At 37.3% G+C, this 19,175-nt stretch carries 22 protein-coding genes and 1 riboswitch; of the genes, 1 reads left to right on the top strand and 21 read right to left on the bottom strand.

Going from position 1 to position 19,175, the window contains the following annotated elements; genetic code table 11:
- From FFM61_RS06480 to FFM61_RS06565, 19 genes are all read right to left on the bottom strand, one after another.
- Complete coding sequence (locus FFM61_RS06480; RefSeq protein ID WP_074427739.1) at nucleotides 1–1,173, bottom strand: metallophosphoesterase family protein; 1,173 nt, start codon at nucleotides 1,171–1,173, stop codon at nucleotides 1–3.
- 23 nt (nucleotides 1,174–1,196) lie between these two features.
- A complete protein-coding gene (locus FFM61_RS09135; protein WP_240005986.1) occupies nucleotides 1,197–1,913 on the bottom strand; it encodes an MFS transporter in 717 nt (238 codons plus the stop codon).
- Nucleotides 1,855–2,412: an MFS transporter gene (locus tag FFM61_RS09140; RefSeq protein WP_240005987.1), complete on the bottom strand. Its 558-nt coding sequence runs from the start codon at nucleotides 2,410–2,412 to the stop codon at nucleotides 1,855–1,857. Before FFM61_RS09140 ends, FFM61_RS09135 begins: the two co-directional genes overlap by 59 nt.
- A 63-nt stretch (nucleotides 2,413–2,475) precedes the next feature.
- Nucleotides 2,476–2,982 (bottom strand): ECF transporter S component, encoded by a 507-nt coding sequence (locus FFM61_RS06490; RefSeq protein WP_074427740.1) that lies wholly within the window; start codon nucleotides 2,980–2,982, stop codon nucleotides 2,476–2,478.
- Nucleotides 2,979–3,794: a bifunctional hydroxymethylpyrimidine kinase/phosphomethylpyrimidine kinase gene (locus tag FFM61_RS06495; RefSeq protein ID WP_074427741.1), complete on the bottom strand. Its 816-nt coding sequence runs from the start codon at nucleotides 3,792–3,794 to the stop codon at nucleotides 2,979–2,981. Before FFM61_RS06495 ends, FFM61_RS06490 begins: the two co-directional genes overlap by 4 nt.
- Before the next feature lie 509 nt (nucleotides 3,795–4,303).
- Nucleotides 4,304–4,579 (bottom strand): non-specific DNA-binding protein Hbs, encoded by a 276-nt coding sequence (gene hbs, locus FFM61_RS06500; protein WP_042493879.1) that lies wholly within the window; start codon nucleotides 4,577–4,579, stop codon nucleotides 4,304–4,306.
- Nucleotides 4,580–4,785: 206 nt separating this feature from the next.
- On the bottom strand, nucleotides 4,786–6,096 hold the full coding sequence (gene der, locus FFM61_RS06505) for a ribosome biogenesis GTPase Der (RefSeq protein ID WP_074427742.1): 1,311 nt from the start codon (nucleotides 6,094–6,096) through the stop codon (nucleotides 4,786–4,788).
- Between the two features lie 151 nt (nucleotides 6,097–6,247).
- Nucleotides 6,248–7,465, bottom strand: coding sequence for a 30S ribosomal protein S1 (rpsA, locus tag FFM61_RS06510; protein ID WP_074427743.1), 1,218 nt, complete (start codon nucleotides 7,463–7,465; stop codon nucleotides 6,248–6,250).
- Between the two features lie 105 nt (nucleotides 7,466–7,570).
- The gene (gene cmk / locus FFM61_RS06515) at nucleotides 7,571–8,236 is read right to left on the bottom strand and encodes a (d)CMP kinase (RefSeq protein WP_074427744.1); all 666 of its coding nucleotides are present in this window, start codon (nucleotides 8,234–8,236) and stop codon (nucleotides 7,571–7,573) included.
- Nucleotides 8,237–8,345: 109 nt separating this feature from the next.
- Nucleotides 8,346–8,960, bottom strand: a complete 615-nt coding sequence (locus tag FFM61_RS06520; protein WP_074427745.1) for a LysM peptidoglycan-binding domain-containing protein — start codon at nucleotides 8,958–8,960, stop codon at nucleotides 8,346–8,348.
- Between the two features lie 91 nt (nucleotides 8,961–9,051).
- The gene (locus tag FFM61_RS06525; protein WP_074427746.1) at nucleotides 9,052–10,494 is read right to left on the bottom strand and encodes a RecQ family ATP-dependent DNA helicase; all 1,443 of its coding nucleotides are present in this window, start codon (nucleotides 10,492–10,494) and stop codon (nucleotides 9,052–9,054) included.
- Nucleotides 10,491–11,555, bottom strand: a complete 1,065-nt coding sequence (locus tag FFM61_RS06530) for a YpbB family protein (protein ID WP_210726689.1) — start codon at nucleotides 11,553–11,555, stop codon at nucleotides 10,491–10,493. The genes FFM61_RS06525 and FFM61_RS06530 overlap by 4 nt, the downstream gene beginning before the upstream one ends.
- Before the next feature lie 262 nt (nucleotides 11,556–11,817).
- A complete protein-coding gene (locus tag FFM61_RS06535; RefSeq protein WP_074427748.1) occupies nucleotides 11,818–12,396 on the bottom strand; it encodes an ECF transporter S component in 579 nt (192 codons plus the stop codon).
- A gap of 92 nt (nucleotides 12,397–12,488) precedes the next feature.
- A riboswitch (FMN riboswitch) is annotated at nucleotides 12,489–12,625 on the bottom strand.
- Between the two features lie 61 nt (nucleotides 12,626–12,686).
- Complete coding sequence (locus FFM61_RS06540; protein ID WP_074427749.1) at nucleotides 12,687–13,454, bottom strand: pseudouridine synthase; 768 nt, start codon at nucleotides 13,452–13,454, stop codon at nucleotides 12,687–12,689.
- Nucleotides 13,454–14,095, bottom strand: coding sequence for an SMC-Scp complex subunit ScpB (scpB, locus tag FFM61_RS06545; protein WP_074427750.1), 642 nt, complete (start codon nucleotides 14,093–14,095; stop codon nucleotides 13,454–13,456). Before scpB ends, FFM61_RS06540 begins: the two co-directional genes overlap by 1 nt.
- Nucleotides 14,085–14,879 carry a segregation and condensation protein A gene (locus tag FFM61_RS06550; RefSeq protein ID WP_074427751.1) on the bottom strand — a complete coding sequence of 265 codons (795 nt, stop codon included), beginning with the start codon at nucleotides 14,877–14,879 and terminating at the stop codon, nucleotides 14,085–14,087. Before FFM61_RS06550 ends, scpB begins: the two co-directional genes overlap by 11 nt.
- Complete coding sequence (locus FFM61_RS06555; protein WP_074427752.1) at nucleotides 14,876–15,241, bottom strand: reductase; 366 nt, start codon at nucleotides 15,239–15,241, stop codon at nucleotides 14,876–14,878. The genes FFM61_RS06550 and FFM61_RS06555 overlap by 4 nt, the downstream gene beginning before the upstream one ends.
- Nucleotides 15,242–15,260: 19 nt before the next feature.
- Nucleotides 15,261–16,169 (bottom strand): site-specific tyrosine recombinase XerD, encoded by a 909-nt coding sequence (gene xerD / locus FFM61_RS06560; RefSeq protein WP_074427753.1) that lies wholly within the window; start codon nucleotides 16,167–16,169, stop codon nucleotides 15,261–15,263.
- Between the two features lies 1 nt (nucleotide 16,170).
- A complete protein-coding gene (locus tag FFM61_RS06565; protein ID WP_074427754.1) occupies nucleotides 16,171–17,043 on the bottom strand; it encodes a CvfB family protein in 873 nt (290 codons plus the stop codon).
- 244 nt (nucleotides 17,044–17,287) lie between these two features.
- Here FFM61_RS06565 and FFM61_RS06570 point away from each other — a divergent pair, with 244 nt between their 5' ends.
- Nucleotides 17,288–17,839 carry a hypothetical protein gene (locus FFM61_RS06570; RefSeq protein WP_074427755.1) on the top strand — a complete coding sequence of 184 codons (552 nt, stop codon included), beginning with the start codon at nucleotides 17,288–17,290 and terminating at the stop codon, nucleotides 17,837–17,839.
- A gap of 66 nt (nucleotides 17,840–17,905) precedes the next feature.
- On the opposite strand, the gene FFM61_RS06575 is transcribed toward FFM61_RS06570, so the two are convergent.
- Together FFM61_RS06575 and FFM61_RS06580 are read right to left on the bottom strand one after the other, a co-directional pair.
- Entirely contained in the window at nucleotides 17,906–18,871 is a 966-nt protein-coding gene (locus FFM61_RS06575; protein ID WP_074427756.1) for a cation:proton antiporter, read from the bottom strand.
- A 94-nt stretch (nucleotides 18,872–18,965) separates the two neighbouring features.
- A complete protein-coding gene (locus FFM61_RS06580) occupies nucleotides 18,966–19,142 on the bottom strand; it encodes a type II toxin-antitoxin system RelB/DinJ family antitoxin (protein WP_002827374.1) in 177 nt (58 codons plus the stop codon).
- Nucleotides 19,143–19,175: the final 33 nt, after the last annotated feature.

Genomic DNA, 19,175 nt, shown 5'->3' on the forward strand with positions numbered 1-19,175 from the left:
TTACTCCTCCTCTTGTTGATACAAATCACTCAATGTATCATCTACCAATCGTTGCTGGTTATCATCCAGATCTGTACCTGTCACATATTTATAAAATGCTGCAATTAATTTATCATCAGCACCATCTTCATCTGCTGTAATTTCTGGTATGCCCTGTTTATCAGCCACTAAAGTCGGTAAATCATATTGCACTTCAACAACATCACCATAAATCTTAGCCAACGTTGCCCTAGCATTTGTCGCATTTGCCAAGCCTTGAATCTTAATACTGAAATAGTTTTTATGACTTCGCTCATACTGACCATAAAAATCAGGATCAATTAAAGTATCAAATGATTCCGATAGTAAAATTAAATCTTTTTTAGGCATTAAGGGATGCCAAACTGTAGTCACAACATGTTCGTTAATTTCAACAACGTAAACGCCTTTTTGCGTTTGCGCTTCTTTCGTATTAAATTTTATTGGCGAACCTGAATAACGCACAGTTTCACTGGGACTGGCTTGCTTTAAATGCAGGTGGCCCAGTGCAACATAGTCAAAATCTTTAAACATCATATCATCAAGACTTCGTAACCCCCCAGCTTGTGAATTCGTTTCACTCGTTAATTCATAATCTTGGTTCTTACTGCCTGTAACGTAATAATGTGTGACTAATAAATGATTTTTCTGTGGATCAAATTTGGCTACCATATCTGCAATAATTTGTGGCATCACTTGATTAATGGTTTGATATTGACGGGCCTGTGATTCTGGTATTTGATAATAAACACGCGCCATTGCTGGTTCAATAAACGGCAATAAAAATATTTGCGTATCGGCAGTTTCAATTGGCGTAAAGGCATCAGCTAATGTTGTATTAAGATACAATTCATTCTGTTGGCGCCACTCACGGCCGGCACCTAATCGCGTTGCCCCATCATGATTACCCGAGACTGCATAGATTAGTAGATGATGATTAATGTTCAAATCTTTCAACATGCCTTCTAAACTATTAACCGCAGCTGTTGGCGCAATACCACGATCATATAAATCGCCAGCAATCACCACACCGTCGACCTCTTCAGACAGTGCAATATCACGTATTTGTTCATAAGCTGTTTGCTGTTCTGACAATAAAGAAAAACCGCCCAATTCCTTACCAATATGCCAATCGGCTGTATGTAAAAATTTCATTATCAATTACTCCCAATTCATAATTATTCGTCAAACACATTTTTTGTGTGCGCAATCATAACTGCCGATACAATCATTAACACAACCAAAATTAAATAAACGATATTTTGCATTTTTCCAGCTGGATTAATCTCAAAGGCATGTCCATATAAAACAGGACCAAACGCTGATAGCAAATAACCACCTGCTTGTGCCATACCAGACAAACGCGCAGTTTGTACTGGTGAGTGAGTTTTACTTGCAAACATTGTTAGTGAAAACAAAAAGAAAAAGGCAGTTGATGCACCAATTAATATCGTTACAAATCCCCAAAAAACAACCGATTTGGTTTGTGTGTGAAATAACATCATAACACTAAGTAAGGCTACTATACCTGCACCTAATGAAACCCAAGTTGTACCTTTTGCTTTTAATGTTAAAAATACCGTTGATAATACGATTGATAATGGCATACCAACAAATGAATATAGTGACATAAAAATCGTCATTAACCCGTTAGGAACACCATGTTGCAACATCATTGATGGTAACCATGCAACCGTCGTATAATTAACCGTTGCTTGCACACCAAAAACAAATAAGAATGACCAAGCCTTATAATTTGACCAAACATGTAGCTGCTCTTTAGATTGCACCGCTTGCTTAGTTGGTATTGTTTCCTTAGCTGTTGGTGTCGCTTTTTTAATCGTCAAAAACCATAAAAGTAAAGTAACTGCGGGCACTAATACCAACAATCCCATGACACCCTGCCAGCCAGATACAGCGACAACAGGGTGCTGTAATTAAACTAAATACTGCTGACCCAACCATGATGGCCAGCGAGTAGACTGATGTATATAAGCCAATTTTATTAGGAAAATAAGTGGCAACAAATGGTGGCATTAATACATTCAAATGTGCAATACCACTCCCGATTAAAGCAGTCCCTAACAAAATTAATGGCATGTTAACTAGCATACGTAGTATTGATCCGATAATAATGCTTAATAACGACAACATAAGTGCACGATTAAGTCCAAACTTTACCATTGTTTTAGTTGCAAAATTTGAAATAAGTAAAAACATGACTAAAGGAATCGTTGTAATAATTCCCAATTGACTCTGATCTACATGTAATGACTCTGCAATCTGCGGTAGCATCAACGGCATTGTAGTAATTGGTGCGCGCATAATACTACTCATTAGCACTAAACTAATCGTTAATAATATAATAATTTGGTGTGGTTTTTTCTCTAACATTGCAATCTCCTTCTAAAAACCAAATAAAAAACTGCCTACTGTGGCAGTTTTTTTATTTTTTAATTAACGAATCCACTTACGTAATGGCACGCTGACAAGTAATGCTAAAATAAACCCTACTAACACTTGCATTATGTTGGCTGTCACATCAGTCAAGCCGGCTAACATCGCTGCTTGTATTGACATCTTAGCCCCGCCTGTTATCCATAACAAAAAACTACCCGCTAGCCAGTATCCAAATATCATCGTAAAACTACCGAATAAGTTTCCAACAATCCGAACACCGACTGCTTTTTTTACATTAAAGTGCCCAATAATCCAACCTTCTAATCCATGAATAATAAGCGAAAAAAACATCCATTGTGGATAACCCGCAAATAAATCTAATAAAAATCCAGTCAAACCACCAACAGCTAAGCCCATTTTAGGACCAAAATGCCAAGCACCAATAAAAATCCCCGCTTCAACTAGAGAAACAAATCCCGTTGGTGTTGGTAATTTTGCAACATAGCTTAGTACGATATTTACGGCAATTAAGACTGCTCCAATTGTTATCTGTTTTGTTTTCATTTGTCCATCCCTTTGTGACGACGTGCTGCCTGCCAAACATTACCAACTTCAAATGCATCATTTAACTTAATACCCTGTAAAATGCCTTCATGAACAAAGTCTTTCGCATCATTAATTGCATTGAAAGGTGTTTCACCTTGCGCTAGCTGACTAGCAATTGCTGAGGAGAAAGTACATCCAGCACCATTATTAAATGGTTGCGTTATTTTTTGCAATTTCACTAACGTTTGTGTGCTATCAGATACAATTGCATCTGTTGCATTATCCCCAGACAAACGCATACCGCCCTTAACAACAACTGTCTGCGCACCAAGTTGGTGTAGTGTTTCTGCTGCTGCTAACAACTCAGCTTCAGATTTAATTGTTTGTTGTGTTAATAATTGTGCTTCAATCAAATTTGGCGTTATGACAGTTGCTAAAGGGATCAACTTTTCAATAATTGCTTGTGCCAATTTCCCCACATTAACAGTGTCCGTTTCTTTAAACGCCATCACTGGATCAATCACAACTGGTATATGTTGTGCATTTGCCCGCAAAAAATCGCTCACTAATTCTATATGTGCGACTGTTGGTAATAATCCAACTTTAATGCCCGCAACATCTGTTAGTTGGCTCAATGATTCTAGTTGTGCTGCCAAAACTTTTATCGGTACAACGTGCATATCAAAATCAGTTTGCGTAACTGTCACAATACTCGTGACTGCGCTTAATCCAAACAACCCATATTCATTAAAAGTTGCTAAATCAGCTTGAATGCCGCCACCAGCTAAAATATCAGAGCCAGCAATCGTTATCATTTTCCCAATCGCCATCTCACTACCCCTTTTATATTAATTAAATTTAATTTTAGCACAATTCAACTAATGTAAACATATTCATCCGATTACACTTATAAAAAAGTATCCAAAAGTTTTATTTAGCACAAAACCTCATAGAAATCTTTTTTACAGTACAAAAAACCAAGGTAGTGTATCTTTATTTTCTTTACACAAGTTCAATGACCTAATATATTAAAGTAATTATATGCATATTTACCTGACCAGTTGACACGTTCGAGTTGATTACCCAATAGTACCATCGCACTTATAAATTTATACACTTTAATAATAAAATTAAAGAAGCAGAAACAGACATCGTCATACCTGTTTCTGTTTTTACTGTTAATATGTTTGACGAATGACTCAAATAAAAAAAGAGTGAATATTTAAATTCACTCTCTCCTAATAAACTGGCCGTTTGGACCCAAAATATTTTTTAAAAAGTTTTGGACCCATTATGGCCCCACAAACAACTCTAAAGCCCAACATAAATAGGCTTTGAATTACTTGATAGCATCCTTCAATGCCTTACCAGGCTTGAATGCAGGAATCTTTGATGCAGCGATCTCAATTTCCTCACCAGTTTGTGGGTTGCGACCCTTACGAGCTGCACGAGAACGTACTTCAAAGTTACCAAAGCCAATTAATTGAACTTTTTCACCCTTTGCCAAAGTATCTTGGATTGAAGCAAATACTGCATCAACTGCAGCAGTTGCATCCTTCTTTGTCAAACCAGTTGCTGTTGCAACGTCAGTTACTAATTCTTGCTTGTTAGCCATTTTAATTTCCTCCTGCATAGTTATATTGACTGAATGTCAATAATTTCAGATTGAATCTGTAATTAGATTTCGATATTTAGAATATCATAATTAGCGCTATCTTACAAGTTAAAAATGTCTTAGAACGTTGATATAATAGGCTTTTTCATATTTTTATAAACATTTAGCTAAAAATAATCATATTCTGCTAAATATTAAGGTTATTTTTATTTTCGTGCTCTTTTGATTAAGTGAATTGGTGTACCCGTAAAGTCAAATGACTTACGAATTTGATTCTCTAAGAAACGCTCATACGAGAAATGCATCAATTCTGGTTCATTAACAAACACAACAAATGTCGGTGGCTGAATAGCAACTTGCGTGGCATAGTATACACGCAATCGCTTACCATTAACTGTTGATGTTGGGTTCAATGCCAAGGCATCCATAATCACATCATTCAATGTTGCTGATTGGATACGCTTTTGATGATTTTCATTAACTTGCTTAATTAATTCTGGTAACTTATTAAGGCGTTGTTTAGTCAATGCTGACACGAAAACGATTGGCGCATATGATAAGTATTGGAATTCTTGTCTAATCTGATTTTCAAAGTCCGCCATCGTGTGATTATCTTTTTCAAGCGTATCCCACTTGTTAACAACAATAATAACAGCACGGCCGGCTTCGTGCGCATAACCAGCAACGTGCTTATCTTGGTCACGAATACCTTCTTCGGCATTCAAAACCATTAACACAACATTCGAATCATCAATGGCACGCATAGCACGCATGACTGAGTACTTTTCAGTCGATTCATATACTTTACCACGCTTACGAATACCTGCTGTATCAACCATCACAAACTCATCACCTTCAGCAGAAGTAAAACGCGTATCAATTGCATCACGTGTCGTTCCTGATATATCAGAAACAATCACACGCTCTTCCCCTAGCATGGCATTGACCAATGATGATTTACCAACATTTGGACGTCCAATAAATGAAAAACGAACAGCATCGTCTTCTTCTTGGGCTTCAACGTCAGGAAAATTATCAACAACTTTATCCAGTAAGTCTCCTAGGCCGGTTCCATGTGCTCCTGAAATAGGATATGGATCGCCAAAACCTAATGCATAAAATTCATAAATTTCAGAACGTAATTCAATATTATCAACTTTGTTAACCGCTAGAACAACCGGCTTCTTTGAACGATACAAAATTTTTGCAACACGTTCATCAGCTTCTGTTAATCCTTCACGTGCTGACACCATAAAAATAATAACATCAGCTTCATCAATCGCAATTTCAGCTTGTTGTACTATTTGTGACATGAAAGGCTCATCACCCATGTCAATTCCACCCGTATCAATTAATCGAAATTCATGTGTTAACCATTCAGCGCGTGTATAAATACGATCACGTGTTACACCTGGCGTATCCTCAACAATTGAAATTCGATCACCCGCAATACGGTTAAATATTGTTGACTTACCAACATTTGGACGACCAACAACCGCCACAACAGGAAATCCCATATTAGCCTCTTTTCTAAATTACAAATATTATTGTAATTTGTTTTACTTCATATTAGTATATCTAATCTTAACATGGATTAATTTGAAACAAAAATTAGAGGCTGAGACAACGTATGTCTCAGCCTCTAACTGTTTGAAACTATTTTAATGCTTAGTTAAAATCTTTAAAGATGTCACCAAAGGCATCACCCAACGTTGCTGAACCTTCTTCTTCTGAAGTTGAGTAGTTAGTTGGAGCTGATTGGCGTGGACGACGAGCACGGCGTGGACGATCATTTTCCTCACGTGCAGGTGCTTCTTCCAATGCCTTAATTGACAATGACAAGCGTTGACGTTCTGGATTAACATCCAAAACCTTAACTTGAACCTTGTCACCAGCAGTCAAAACATCACTAGGGTTAGCAATGTGCTTGTGTGAGATTTGTGAAACGTGAACCAAACCTTCGACACCTGGGAATACTTCAACGAAAGCACCAAAGTCAACGACACGCTTAACAGTTCCTTCTAGAACTGTACCTTCTGGAGCTTGTTGTGCTGCTGCATCCCAAGGACCTGGTTGCGTTGCCTTAATTGACAATGAAATACGCTCACGTTCTGAATCCAATCCCAAAACCTTAACCTTAACTTCTTCACCAACTGACAAAACGTCTGAAGGTTGTGAAACGCGTTCGTGTGAGATTTCAGAAACGTGAACCAAACCATCAACACCACCAAGGTCAACGAATGCACCGAAGTTAGTCATACGAGCGACTTTACCTTCAATAACATCACCAACTGATAGTTCGTCAAAAATGCGTGCCAAAGCAGCTGAGCGCTCTTCGTTCAACACATCACGACGTGACAAGATCAAACGGCTATCTGCTGCATTGATTTCAATAATCTTTGCACGGATAGTTTGACCCTTGTATTGGTTCAAATCTTGCACGAAACGGTTCTCAATCATTGAAGCTGGTATGAATCCACGTACACCTTCAACATCAACAACCAAGCCACCCTTAACGGCTTGCGTTACTGGTGCTTCCACAATGTCATCAACATTGTGCTTGCTTGCGATTTCTTCCCAAGCACGACGAGCTTCTAGTCGACGCTTTGACAATAGGTATGATCCACCTTCCTTGTCAGAACCGATAGTAGAAACTACTACCAAATCCAACACGTCTCCAACCTTGACAAGGTCATTCACGTCCGCATCGCGGTCAGTTGTCAATTCGCGCAAAGGAATTACACCTTCAACACCGGCACCTTCAATACCTACGATAACTTGACGATTATCATCAATTGCCAAGACTTCACCCTTAACTACATCGCCAACTTTAACTTCAGCTACGCTGTCAAGAGCTGCCAATAGCTCGTTGTTCTCTTCGTTCATTACAATATATCCTCCTGGTCACACGACTCTAATAGCATTATACCTAATATTGCTATATTTTGCTAGTGCTTTTTTACATTTTTTTCAATGTTATGATTCGTTTTATTATTTAGTTGCAATAATGTGTTTCACACTATCAACAACTTCTGTAATTGAAAGACCGGTTGTGTCTAATTCAATGGCATCCGTTGCCTTTTTCAAAGGTGAAATGTCACGATGTGAATCTAAATAATCTCTTTTTTCAATTGCCGCTTCCAAATCTTCTAAGGTTGTATCCATCCCCTTAGCTTGATTTTCTTTAAAACGACGGACAGCTCTTTCATGAACAGAAGCAATTAAAAAGATTTTAACTGCTGCATTTGGTAAGACTGTTGTCCCAATATCACGGCCGTCCATGACAACACCGCCATCAGCTGCAATATTGCGCTGTATGTCAGTCATGGCCTGACGAACAGCAGCATAAGCAGATACAACTGAAACATTCGCAGTAACGTCTACTGAACGAATTTCGGTCGTTACTTCTTCATCATTTAAAAATACTCGTTGTACTGGATTACCAGGTTTAAACGAAATATTGACATCTGGTAGCACTGCTACCACTGCTGTTTCATCCTGTAATACGATATTTTTCCGCATCGCAGCAAGCGTAACAACACGATACATTGCACCTGTATCTACATATACAAAATTTAAGTCGGTTGCTAGAATTTTAGCAATCGTTGACTTGCCAGCAGATGCTGGTCCATCAATTGCAATCTGAATTGGGTTCATACTCCACATCCTCATTCAATCTATTATTCATACTATTTTACGCTTAATTACCAAGAAACACTAGGGGCTATATCAAAAAACGTCTAACAAATGTTAGACGTTTACAAACTTATTTTACTTTTAGACCCTTACCATAGAAAGTGGCATAGTTACTTGCATTCAAGCCAGGATTCATAGCATATAATTCCTCAGGTGTTGTACCATTAGCCACCGCAAAACTATATAAGGTTCCCGAATCAAATGGTACTGTCTTAGCTTCCTCTTCAGAAGATGCGGCTGCTTCAGATGAAGCGGCTGCTTCAGAAGATGCTGCCTCCTCTGAAGCTTGTGCTGCTGCTTTTTCTGATGACTCCTTTGCTGCCGCTGCCTTCTCTTCAGCATCCTTTTCTGATTTAGATGCTGCGACTGATGATTTAGATGCTGCGACTTTCGCTTTTGATTCTGATTTAGCCGTATCAGTTACTTTTTTGGTTGATGTTGTTGTTTTTTTAGATGATGCAACCGGTAATTCAGTATTTGTAGTCGCATCGGCAGGCTTGTTTAATTCCTGTAAATATTTATAAACAGGCACAAAAGACAAAACAATCACAATCAATACCAAAATTCCGACAACCATGCTAACACGTTGCGACTTACGCCGGTTTTGTGTTCTTGAATACTGCTTAGTCGTTTCATCTTTGAAAGATGCCTCCCATGGCTGTTCTTCATTCTTCTTTTCGGTCATGATTAGTGACTCTCCTTACTTTACCTTTATTTTTCAATATATTATATCATACACTAACCTTCTAAAAAACAGTTAGTGTCACACCAAATCTTTACTGTAAATTAAATAGTTTTTTTAACTGTTGCGACCACTCTGACACCTTTGTTATATGGCCACTTGTTTCTTGCCGAACTAAATTTAGTGATTCTGGCTGCCACGCTGTCACACCTACACTTTCTGTATCTTGTGGTAAATGCTGCGTATCGTTGCCAAAATGTTGACTAATTCTGTTACGTAATTGTGTTTTTGCTTGTGCGTAATCTATCATATGCTGTAATTTATTTTGCCGTAATTGTTTGCGATCAGTAAATAATTTTATAATACTAGTTGTTGTCAAACCTTGATGGCGATATTCTATCAGTAATTTAATTTGTTCTTCTGTTACTTTTGTTTTTCCATCCCGATCTAAATAATCTCTGATGGCAAATTCACTAGGGATTGATTGGTCAATCAGGTTAAATTGAATTAATTCATCACCTGTAACGTATAACAAAATGGCCACAGCTTGCTTGCCATCACGACCAGCACGGCCAATTTCTTGTAAATAATTAGCTAAATCATTACTCAAATGGTAATGAATGACAAAGCGCACATCTTCTTTATCAATGCCCATACCAAATGCTGACGTAGCTGTAATAACGTCAATATCACCTTGCATGAATTGTTGCTGCACACGATAACGCGAAATTGCATCCATCCCAGCATGATAGGCAACCACATTTAAACCAGTTTCATTTGATAACCACTCAGCCATACTTGTTGCTAATTTTCTAGAAGTAAAGTAAACAATTCCTGGCCCTTGAACTGTTTGAATCAAAACTTTTAACCGTTGTTTTTTCATTGATTCATTAGCCAACTGCTCATTGTGTAAAAAAATATTAGGTCGGTCAACCGGTTGTTGGTAGATAAACCAATTTTGAGATGTCTTATGGAAGCTGGCCACGATTTCTTGCATCATATTCGGTGTGGCAGTTGCCGTTAACAACAACAATTGTGGTTCATTTAATTGCGCATGGATTTGTGGTAACGCTAAATAATCTGGCCGAAAATCTTGCCCCCAGGTTACCATTGTATGCGCTTCGTCAATCACCATTAAATTAATCATCACTTGTTGTAAAGCTACTTTCACTGGTTCTTGATTCAATGTTTCTGGTGAAACAAAGATAAAGTGGTAGCGTGATAAATTGTTTAAAATAAACTGTTTCTCTTGGAATGTTAAATTAGAATTTAGCGCTATAACTTGCTTCTCTCCTAAATAATTTAAACGCGCAACTTGGTCTTGCATTAACGATAATAATGGTGTCACAATCACAACTAGCCCCGGACGTAGTGCCCCCATCATTTGATAAATTAACGTTTTACCACCACCTGTCGGCAAAACTGCCAACGTTGATTGTTTTGCCATCAAAGACTTTAAAATTTCTTCTTGCCCGATTTTAAAATTTTCAAAACCAAACTTTTTTTGCAAAACTTTTTTTAAATCAATTTGTGTCATGGTCGCTCACCTCTTTTTGTCAAATAAATTTCGTATAGACGAAACAAAAAGAATTCCAACGGATCATTCGAAGTACGAACATCAGCAAACTGCCATTCGTCAATATTACCAACCAAATGACTTTGTAAATAAGTCACGACATACGTCGTTAAGAATAAATCATATGGAAAATCCTGTTTGGGCAAACGGATTGCTGCTGTCAATAGGTGTTCTCGAACTGTCCCAATCTTTAAGTGACGTTGTTGGCTAATAATTGTCATTGAAGTACCTTGGCTAATTTGTTGTACAGTTGTTCGGATGCTAGGTGACAAAAATGACTGACGTTGCGTTAACTCCCATAATATTCCTAATGCTTGTTTATCATCTTGCTTTTGACTTAAATACTGTTGCCAGTACGCAAATAAATCGAGTTCCCATAAATAAAAATCTATTTCTGTCCACGATGTTGGTAAACCAAGTTGTTCTAAATTAAACCCTGGTATTTGATGACCAACCCATGTTGCAGCTAATTGATTCGCTGTGATAGGCGGTAACTGTTGTAAAAATTCAGTTATACTAGTTACCCATTCGCTGATAATATCGCGCTTATACATTTTTTGATACCAGCGTTTAACTAAATTTTTTGTCTGTAAATCAACTTGTAATGGATAGTAGCGTTTATTTTGATAGGAACTTTCTGAAACAACTTGATTGGCTAGCCAAAATGCTTGTTGAAAATCACGTACATTTGATAATGGTTGGGTCGCAAGTGTCATATATTTTATTTGATAATGTTGTGCTTGGCACGCTTGTTTCGCAGCTAGCCCTTTTTCTGTTAATAAAAATTGATTTGTATCTGTACCGATTTCAATTAATAGTCCTTGTTCTACAAATTGTGTTATTCGCTGATTAAAGACCTGCTGATCTAAATGTGGAAACAAACCGACGTATGTCAACAAATTATAGCGTAATCCCCAATATTCGGTTGATACCGTTAAACGACGCTTTAACAAGCCAAAAATAACACGTTGTCGACGTGCTTGTACAGATGAAAAAAGTGTTATTAAAAATGCATTCACCACCCGTTGGTCCACCTTTCATGATGATCATCAATCTATCTCAAATATTTACCTCTTAAATTTAAAAAATCGAAAAAATTCACTTAAGATTTTTTAACCACCATACTTGCTATAGCATAGCACTAAGCATATCATATTCTTTTCATTAAAATGATTATTCAAATGGTGGATTAGCATTTTAACAAATAAAAAGGATCATTAATCTAACCGATTTAATACGGTAGATTAACAATCCTCTGGAACGCGCTCATATGTTTTATATTGATTAATTTAATTGTGAATGCATCCGTGCCAAAACATGGCGGATTGAAAAAAAGACTAGTGCAGATACAGTACTCAAAATAAGTCCTTCAATTAAATTAAATGGTACAACCATCCAAAGTAAATATTGACCCATACCAATTGTTGCCTTAATATCAAAATTTGCAAATATAGCATAAAGTGGTACGGCATAAATATAGTTTAGAATAACCATACTAATAGTTAGCCCAACTGTTCCTAATAGACCACCCATTGCAAAACTACCCTTAGTTATTTGCTTTTTGTTCATTACAACAACAATAATTGTAATAAGCATCGCCATACCAACGATATTCATTGGTATTCCAATTAAATCACCCGGTCCCTCGTTATTAAGTAATAATTTCAAAACTGATCGTAAAATCAAAATTAAATACCCTTGCTTTAACCCTAATAACAATGCCCCTAATAATACTGGCACAATTGAAAAATCAATTTTCAAAAAGCTTGCACCAGGTAAAATTGGAAATTGTGGAAAAATCATTAATACAAATGAAATAGCGGACAGTAATGCCACAATTGTTAAACGACGTGTCTTATTCATAACTTCTAAAATCCTCCAACACTGATAATAAAAAGTCGGTTCTATTTATGCCAGGGCGACACAAATAAAACCGACTCTATCAGTCAATTCATTAGTTTCTTCTGCATACCAGACTTTACTGTCGGTTATGGATTTGCACCATATCAACCACATGACGTGGGTCGCGGACTTTTTTGTTACAAACAAAATTACCGCCGGTCGGGAATTACACCCTGCCCTGAAGATATTAAGTTAATAATTTTATTATATGATTTCAATAATATAAAGTCAATAGGTACTTAATTAGTATGTTACCAACGGCCAGCTGACTTACGGAACTGGCGTCCTGATTGCAAAAGTTGTACCTCTTCGTGTGTTAATGGTCGGTATTCACCAGGTGTTAAACCTGACAAATCCAACATACCATAGCGTTCACGTGTTAATTTGATTACTTCATGACCAACAGTACGCATCATTTCCTTAACTTGGTGATAACGTCCTTCATGAATTGTTAAACGCACAATTGATGTATGCTTCTTTTTATCTGTAGATAAAATTTCTGCTCGAGCTGGTGCTGCCTTAAAAACATGATGACGGCCATTTTGAACCGTCTTTACCGTAACACCATGACGTAATTTTTCCAATTGTTCATTAGTGGGAATACCCTTAACTTTTGCCACATAAACTTTGTCAATTCGGTACTTCGGGTGCATTAATTTATTAGCTAACTCACCATCATTTGTTAGTAACAATACACCAGTTGTATCATAATCCAAACGTCCAACAGGGTAAACCCGTTCTGGTTCATCCAAGATATCCATAACGGTTTGACGACCTTTATCATCAGAATTAGTCGTCACAACACCACGTGGCTTATCTAGCAAAAAGTATACTAATTTCTCTTTTGTATCAATTGGTGTCCCGTTAACTTCAATTCGATCACTAGCCTCGACCTTTGTTCCTAATTCGGTTACTAGTTTGCCATTTACAGTCACCTGACCATCAGTAATCAATTTTTCTGACGCTCGACGTGACGCTACCCCTGCTTGGGCCATTACTTTTTGTAATCGTTCTGCCATTATTTTTCCTCATTATTTTCTGATTCTTTAGTTAAATCTGCAATTGTCACGTCAAATAAAGATTGTTTATTTCCAGCCGGTATCAATGGCACCACAACATCTTGCTGATTCTTTAAGCTTTCGAGTGCTTCCGCTGTCACCAATGGTGGTAACTGATCAATGTTAGTTAGTCCAAAATAATTTAAAAAGTACGCCGTTGTACCATATAAAATGGGACGACCTGGTTCGTTGGCGCGACCTTTACTTGTAACTAAATCACGCAACAATAGCTTTTGAATCGTTGACTGCGACTGCACACCACGAATTTCATCAACTTCAATTCTAGTGACCGGTTGTTTATACGCAATAATTGCCAAAACTTCCAAAGATGCCTGGGATAATGCTGTGGTTAACGGTGCTATTAAGTAACGATGAATTGTTTTAGACAAAGCTGATTTAGTAACGAGTTGATAATGATCATCAGTAACTAAAATCTCAAAAGCACTGCTCTTATCTTCAGCATATTTAATTGACAATTCATCTAACAAACCTGAGACTGCTGGCTTTAAAAAATTAGTCGCTGCTGCTAATTCAGCCAGAGTAACACCCTCATCTCCTGCAACAAATAATAATCCTTCAATTTGTTGTAAGCTATTTTGCATTCGTCTCATTCTCCTCGCCATTAATTTGATGATACGGTATATCACCACGCATAATATCGATATTGGCAAACAATTCACTTTGCTTAACTTGAATATGTTGATGACTGACCAATTCTAGCATTGCCATAAAAGTGGTCACCACCTCATCCTTACTAACATCATCCACAAACAGCGCTTCAAAACTAATCACCGATGCTGTCGTCAGCTTCGCCATTAATTTAGTCATTTGCTTTTGAATCGACCAAGTATCACTTTGTACAGACCGCGTTTGTATTTGCTTATGAAACCGTCTTTTGACCAATTTATTAAACGCCAACTGCAAATCATTAATCGTTAATCCATCAGGTAATGGCGCACCTTTAATATCAGTTGGTAATGTCATTGGTGCTCTAGAAAATTGGAGTTGGCGCTCTTCTTCACGGTTACGCAACTCATCAGCAGCTTGCACAAACCTTTGATATTCTTGTAACTGCGCCATTAACTCATCTCTTGGATCAACAGTATCTGTTATAAATTCAGATAATTCTTCATCATATTCAAAAACATCATTTTTAGGCAATAAATAACTTGCCTTAATTGACATAAGCGTGGCAGCCATGACTAAAAATTCGCCTGCAACATCTAAATTACGATCTTGTGCTTGATGTAAGAAGTCTAAATATTGTGATGTTATGGCAACGATTGTAATGTCCATAATATCCATTTCATTAACTCGAATTAAATGTAATAACAAATCCAGTGGACCATCAAAATCTTCAATATGATAAGTTAAATTTTCGTTCATAACTCATTTTGCCACGCCATCACGTATTTTTGCGTTGTAATAGATCCCATCAAAACTTTATCTGGGTATTGCGCTTGGAGTGCCTTATAAATACGTGTTCCCAACCTTCGTTTTTGTCTATTTAACACTTCTGGGCTAAAGACAATATGCCGAATAACCAGCGAATTATAAACCTGCGCCACACCTAATAAAACTGTAAAATGATGTGTTTCTTCATCACGCCACAATAAAATATCACGGCTATCATCGGATTGGTACCAATCATATTCACGTTGCACAGCCGCTATATCGGCTAAATTTGGACTATAAGATAATAATCCCATCACGATTTTTGATTGATCTTTCCGTACGATGACTAGCATATTTACCCTCCAATTAAATTTATGCACGAGGATGTGCTCTTTGATAAACTTCAGTTAATCGTTTATTAGAAATATGGGTATAAATTTGAGTTGTCGAGATATCAGCATGGCCCAATAATTCTTGGACAATACGCAAATCAGCTCCATTTTCTAAAATATGTGTTGCAAAAGAATGACGCAATGTATGCGGTGATACCTCTTTAGTGATACCTGCCTGCTTGACCCATTGTTTAATTAACTTCCAAATACCTTGGCGGGTTAATTGATGACCATGATCATTTAAAAAAATCACATGTGCATCTTGTTGCTTACCTAACAATGGTCGTGCGTCATTAAGATAGTGTGTTAGCCACTTAGCTGCTACATCACCAATAGGGATGATCCGCTCTTTATCCCCTTTTCCAATTGTTTGAATCAACCCTAAATCTAAATGCAAATTATCAAGCTTTAAATTAACTAATTCACTAACACGTAATCCAGTCGCATACAGCACTTCTAAAATAGTGCGGTTTCTGAGACCTAAAGGTGTATTAGTGTCTGGTACTTGTAAAAGCATTTCAACTTCTTCCAAAGTTAAGACTGCTGGAATATGTTGTGCTTTTTTAGGTGAATCCACTTGTTCCATTGGATTCTTTTGAATCATTTTATTCAACTGTAAAAATTCAAAGAATTTACGCAAGGTTGACACCATTCGAATAACCGTATTACGTGATTTACCGTTTTGTTCAAGTTGACCTAAAAAAGCCATAATCGTAAATCGATCAACGTTTGTTAAACTTTTATAGTTTTCGGCCATTAAATACTGAAAAAACTGCACCAAGTCTTGTTGATACGAATGCTTTGTATTCATTGACAAACCACGTTCAACGGTTAAGTAGTGAAGGTAGTCAACCAGTTCATCTTCAAATGGTCCTACCTGAGGCTTCATGTTACTCGCCTTCACTTTCTACCAAATAAATACCTGTTTCATTTTGCGTAATGCGACGCTCTTTATATAAGCGACCAACAGCACGCTTAAATTGTGATTTAGACATACCAAAATATTTTTTAATTGCTTTTGGATCCGACTTATCAGTAAAAGGTAAACTGTGTGTCGTTGATCGTTCAAGTAGTGTTAATAACATTTGGGCATCTTCCGGAATAGCTTCATAAGCACGTGGTCGTAGTGATAGATTCAACACACCATCAGGACGAACACCGATAACTCTTGCTGACAAAACCTCACCTAAACGAGGTTCACGTTGCCGTTCGTCTGGATGAATAAATCCAAAATTATAATCTGCTGTTATCACCATCGTTCCAACCATCTTTAGACGATAAGCTGTTGCTTGGACTTGTTTGTTGTGCATGTCTGGCTTAGCCGGAATTCGAATAGCTTGTAATATTTCAGGAGCTGCCAATTCACCCCATAAACGATCTTTTTTATCGATGCGCAACGTAATCATTAATTTATCACCACGTTGTGGCCATAGTTCTTTAATTGTTGGTAGTTCGTCTAATGAAACGACAACGTCCTTGTTTGGTAAACCAATATCCACAAACACACCTAAATCACGGCGAATATCCGTTACCGTTCCCCAAGCAAAATGACCTAAACGAACCTCTGGTAATTGCTTTGTTATTTGTAATTGATGCTTGTCATTTTCGTAGGCAAACCCTGTAATTAAGCCACCGATATTTAGAGGCTTTTCTAATTCTTCTTTAGCAATTTCGTAGGTCTCACCATCAATTTGTGCATAATAATAACGATCATTCTGGTCAGTTACTTTTGCTGTAATCACATCACCAAGTTTATGTGTCATTTTTTCTCCATCCTTTTACGTCAGTTGCATCTCATTGTTCTACAAGTCGTCCGATGCCACGGCACTGGTAAAGGTGCTTATTAACCAGCCTAATAGCGCCAGTAATCTTGTTCACTATATCTAATTATCTTAACAGATATATCTGAGATATGGTATATGTAAACCACAATCTATGTAATAAGCTATTAAAAATAGCGTTTTTTCTGCTAAAATGTTTTATATTAAGTTGAAAGTGAGTATTATTATGAAAGCAATTGGTATGGAACCACAAGTCCTAATCGATATCCTTGTTGGCGCTAAAATTGGGGTTGTTTACCCCTTTGGTACTGACCACCGTGGTGATTTAGTCGTCACATCATATGCATTGAAGCAAGCTGGGTTGCCATCTAATATGGCTGGTGCCGTCGTGCAATTAGAGGATGTTGAAGAAACAGCGCCGGGTAATTTTGTTTGGAAATTTAATCCAGAAGTAACTCTAATTCGCCCCTTTAAAGTTCATGGTACGATGGAACTATTTGACGTTGAGGATCAATTAATTCATGCAGAACCAACAAATTGGTTTAACGTTGAAGCTGAAAATGCTGGACATGCCAAAATTGATGATTGGTTGCAAGAATACTTTGCATCCCATCCTGATGCAAATCGTGTTCCTCGCCAAGAATTACCAGAAGAAATCATCAATTTAGCAACATCATTTGATGATTGGCGTGCAGAATATTTTGAATTCTTATATAAGCCAACAAAAGCACAAAAGCACGAACTACGTACTAAGCGTTATGACATCGACCCACTATAATAAACGCCGATAATACATTAAAAAAGATCAAAGGGACTTCACATTGTGAGGTCCCTTTGACCTTTTTTATAACTGTTTTAATAATGGTCGCAAAAGTAATGGTGCGATAATTGTTGATAAAATAATGACAATAACCATATCTCCAAAAATATTTTCTGCAATAATATTTGCTTGTAAGCCAATTTGTGCAATAACTAGCGCCATTTCACCACGTGACACCATCCCCGCACCGATTGCACGAGCTGCTGGTTTATCTAGTTGCGCCATGCGAGCACCCCACTGCGCACCATAGTATTTTGTGCCGACTGCCAATCCGGTCAGAATAATAATCAACGGCCAACTATCCTTTAAACCAGCCAGAGAAATATGTAACCCAATTGAACCAAAGAAAATTGGATATAATGTCCATTCACCAAATACATTAACTATTTGGGTCATTTTTGTTGTGTTTACCATTCTATTTAGGACAGCGCCAAGCAAAAATACAATAATCGGCAGTAACGTTGAAATACCTAATCCTTCACCCCCAAAAACTAATACGTAGCCTCCCACTAACAACAGCGCAATGATATCATCTAAAACTGCCGCACCTAATACAACAACCCCAACTTGTGATCCTAATTGTCCCGATTCACCCAGCACGCTGATTGTAATAGATATTGAAGTTGCTGCAAAGACAATACCCCAGAAAACAGCAATATTAAAATCATAACTTAACATAATTGCAACAACGACAAATAAAATTAAAGGCACAACAACACCCCAAATAGCAGTCAATGATGCCCCTTTTAAATGCTGTTTCAACTGCCCCATATCAGTTGATAAACCGGCTGTAAACATCAATAACAACACCCCTATTTCTGATAATGAATCCAGTGTTGTCCCGGTAGTGACCCAATTAAGCAGTGCAGGCCCAACAATAATTCCAGCAAATAATTGTCCTACCACCTGTGCAAATCCTAATTTTTTACTAATTTTACCCAATATAAGCGTTATTATAATTAAAATAACGAGTTGCCCTAACAATATCATTAAAAACCTCCAAAAAAAAGCGTACACAACAGGTCCCTAACTGGTTACCCACCCAGGAACTTGAAGCATATGCCCAACCGAATTTTATTTACTTTTACTTTGATAAATTGCGTGAGAACAAATTGCTAAAAGGTGACTCACCAGTATTTGCAACTTGTGTCAAGAAAATCTTGATTGCTGTCTGCGTAGTTAAACCTTGTGACTTAAAAATTTCATCCGCCTTGTCTTTGACGTTGTCCTCAACACGCAATTGAATTAACTTTTCTGCCATAACACTACTCCCTTCACACTTTGTTGTTCAATT

The sequence above is a fragment of the Weissella hellenica genome, assembly GCF_005405545.1.
GTDB lineage: Bacteria > Bacillota > Bacilli > Lactobacillales > Lactobacillaceae > Weissella > Weissella hellenica.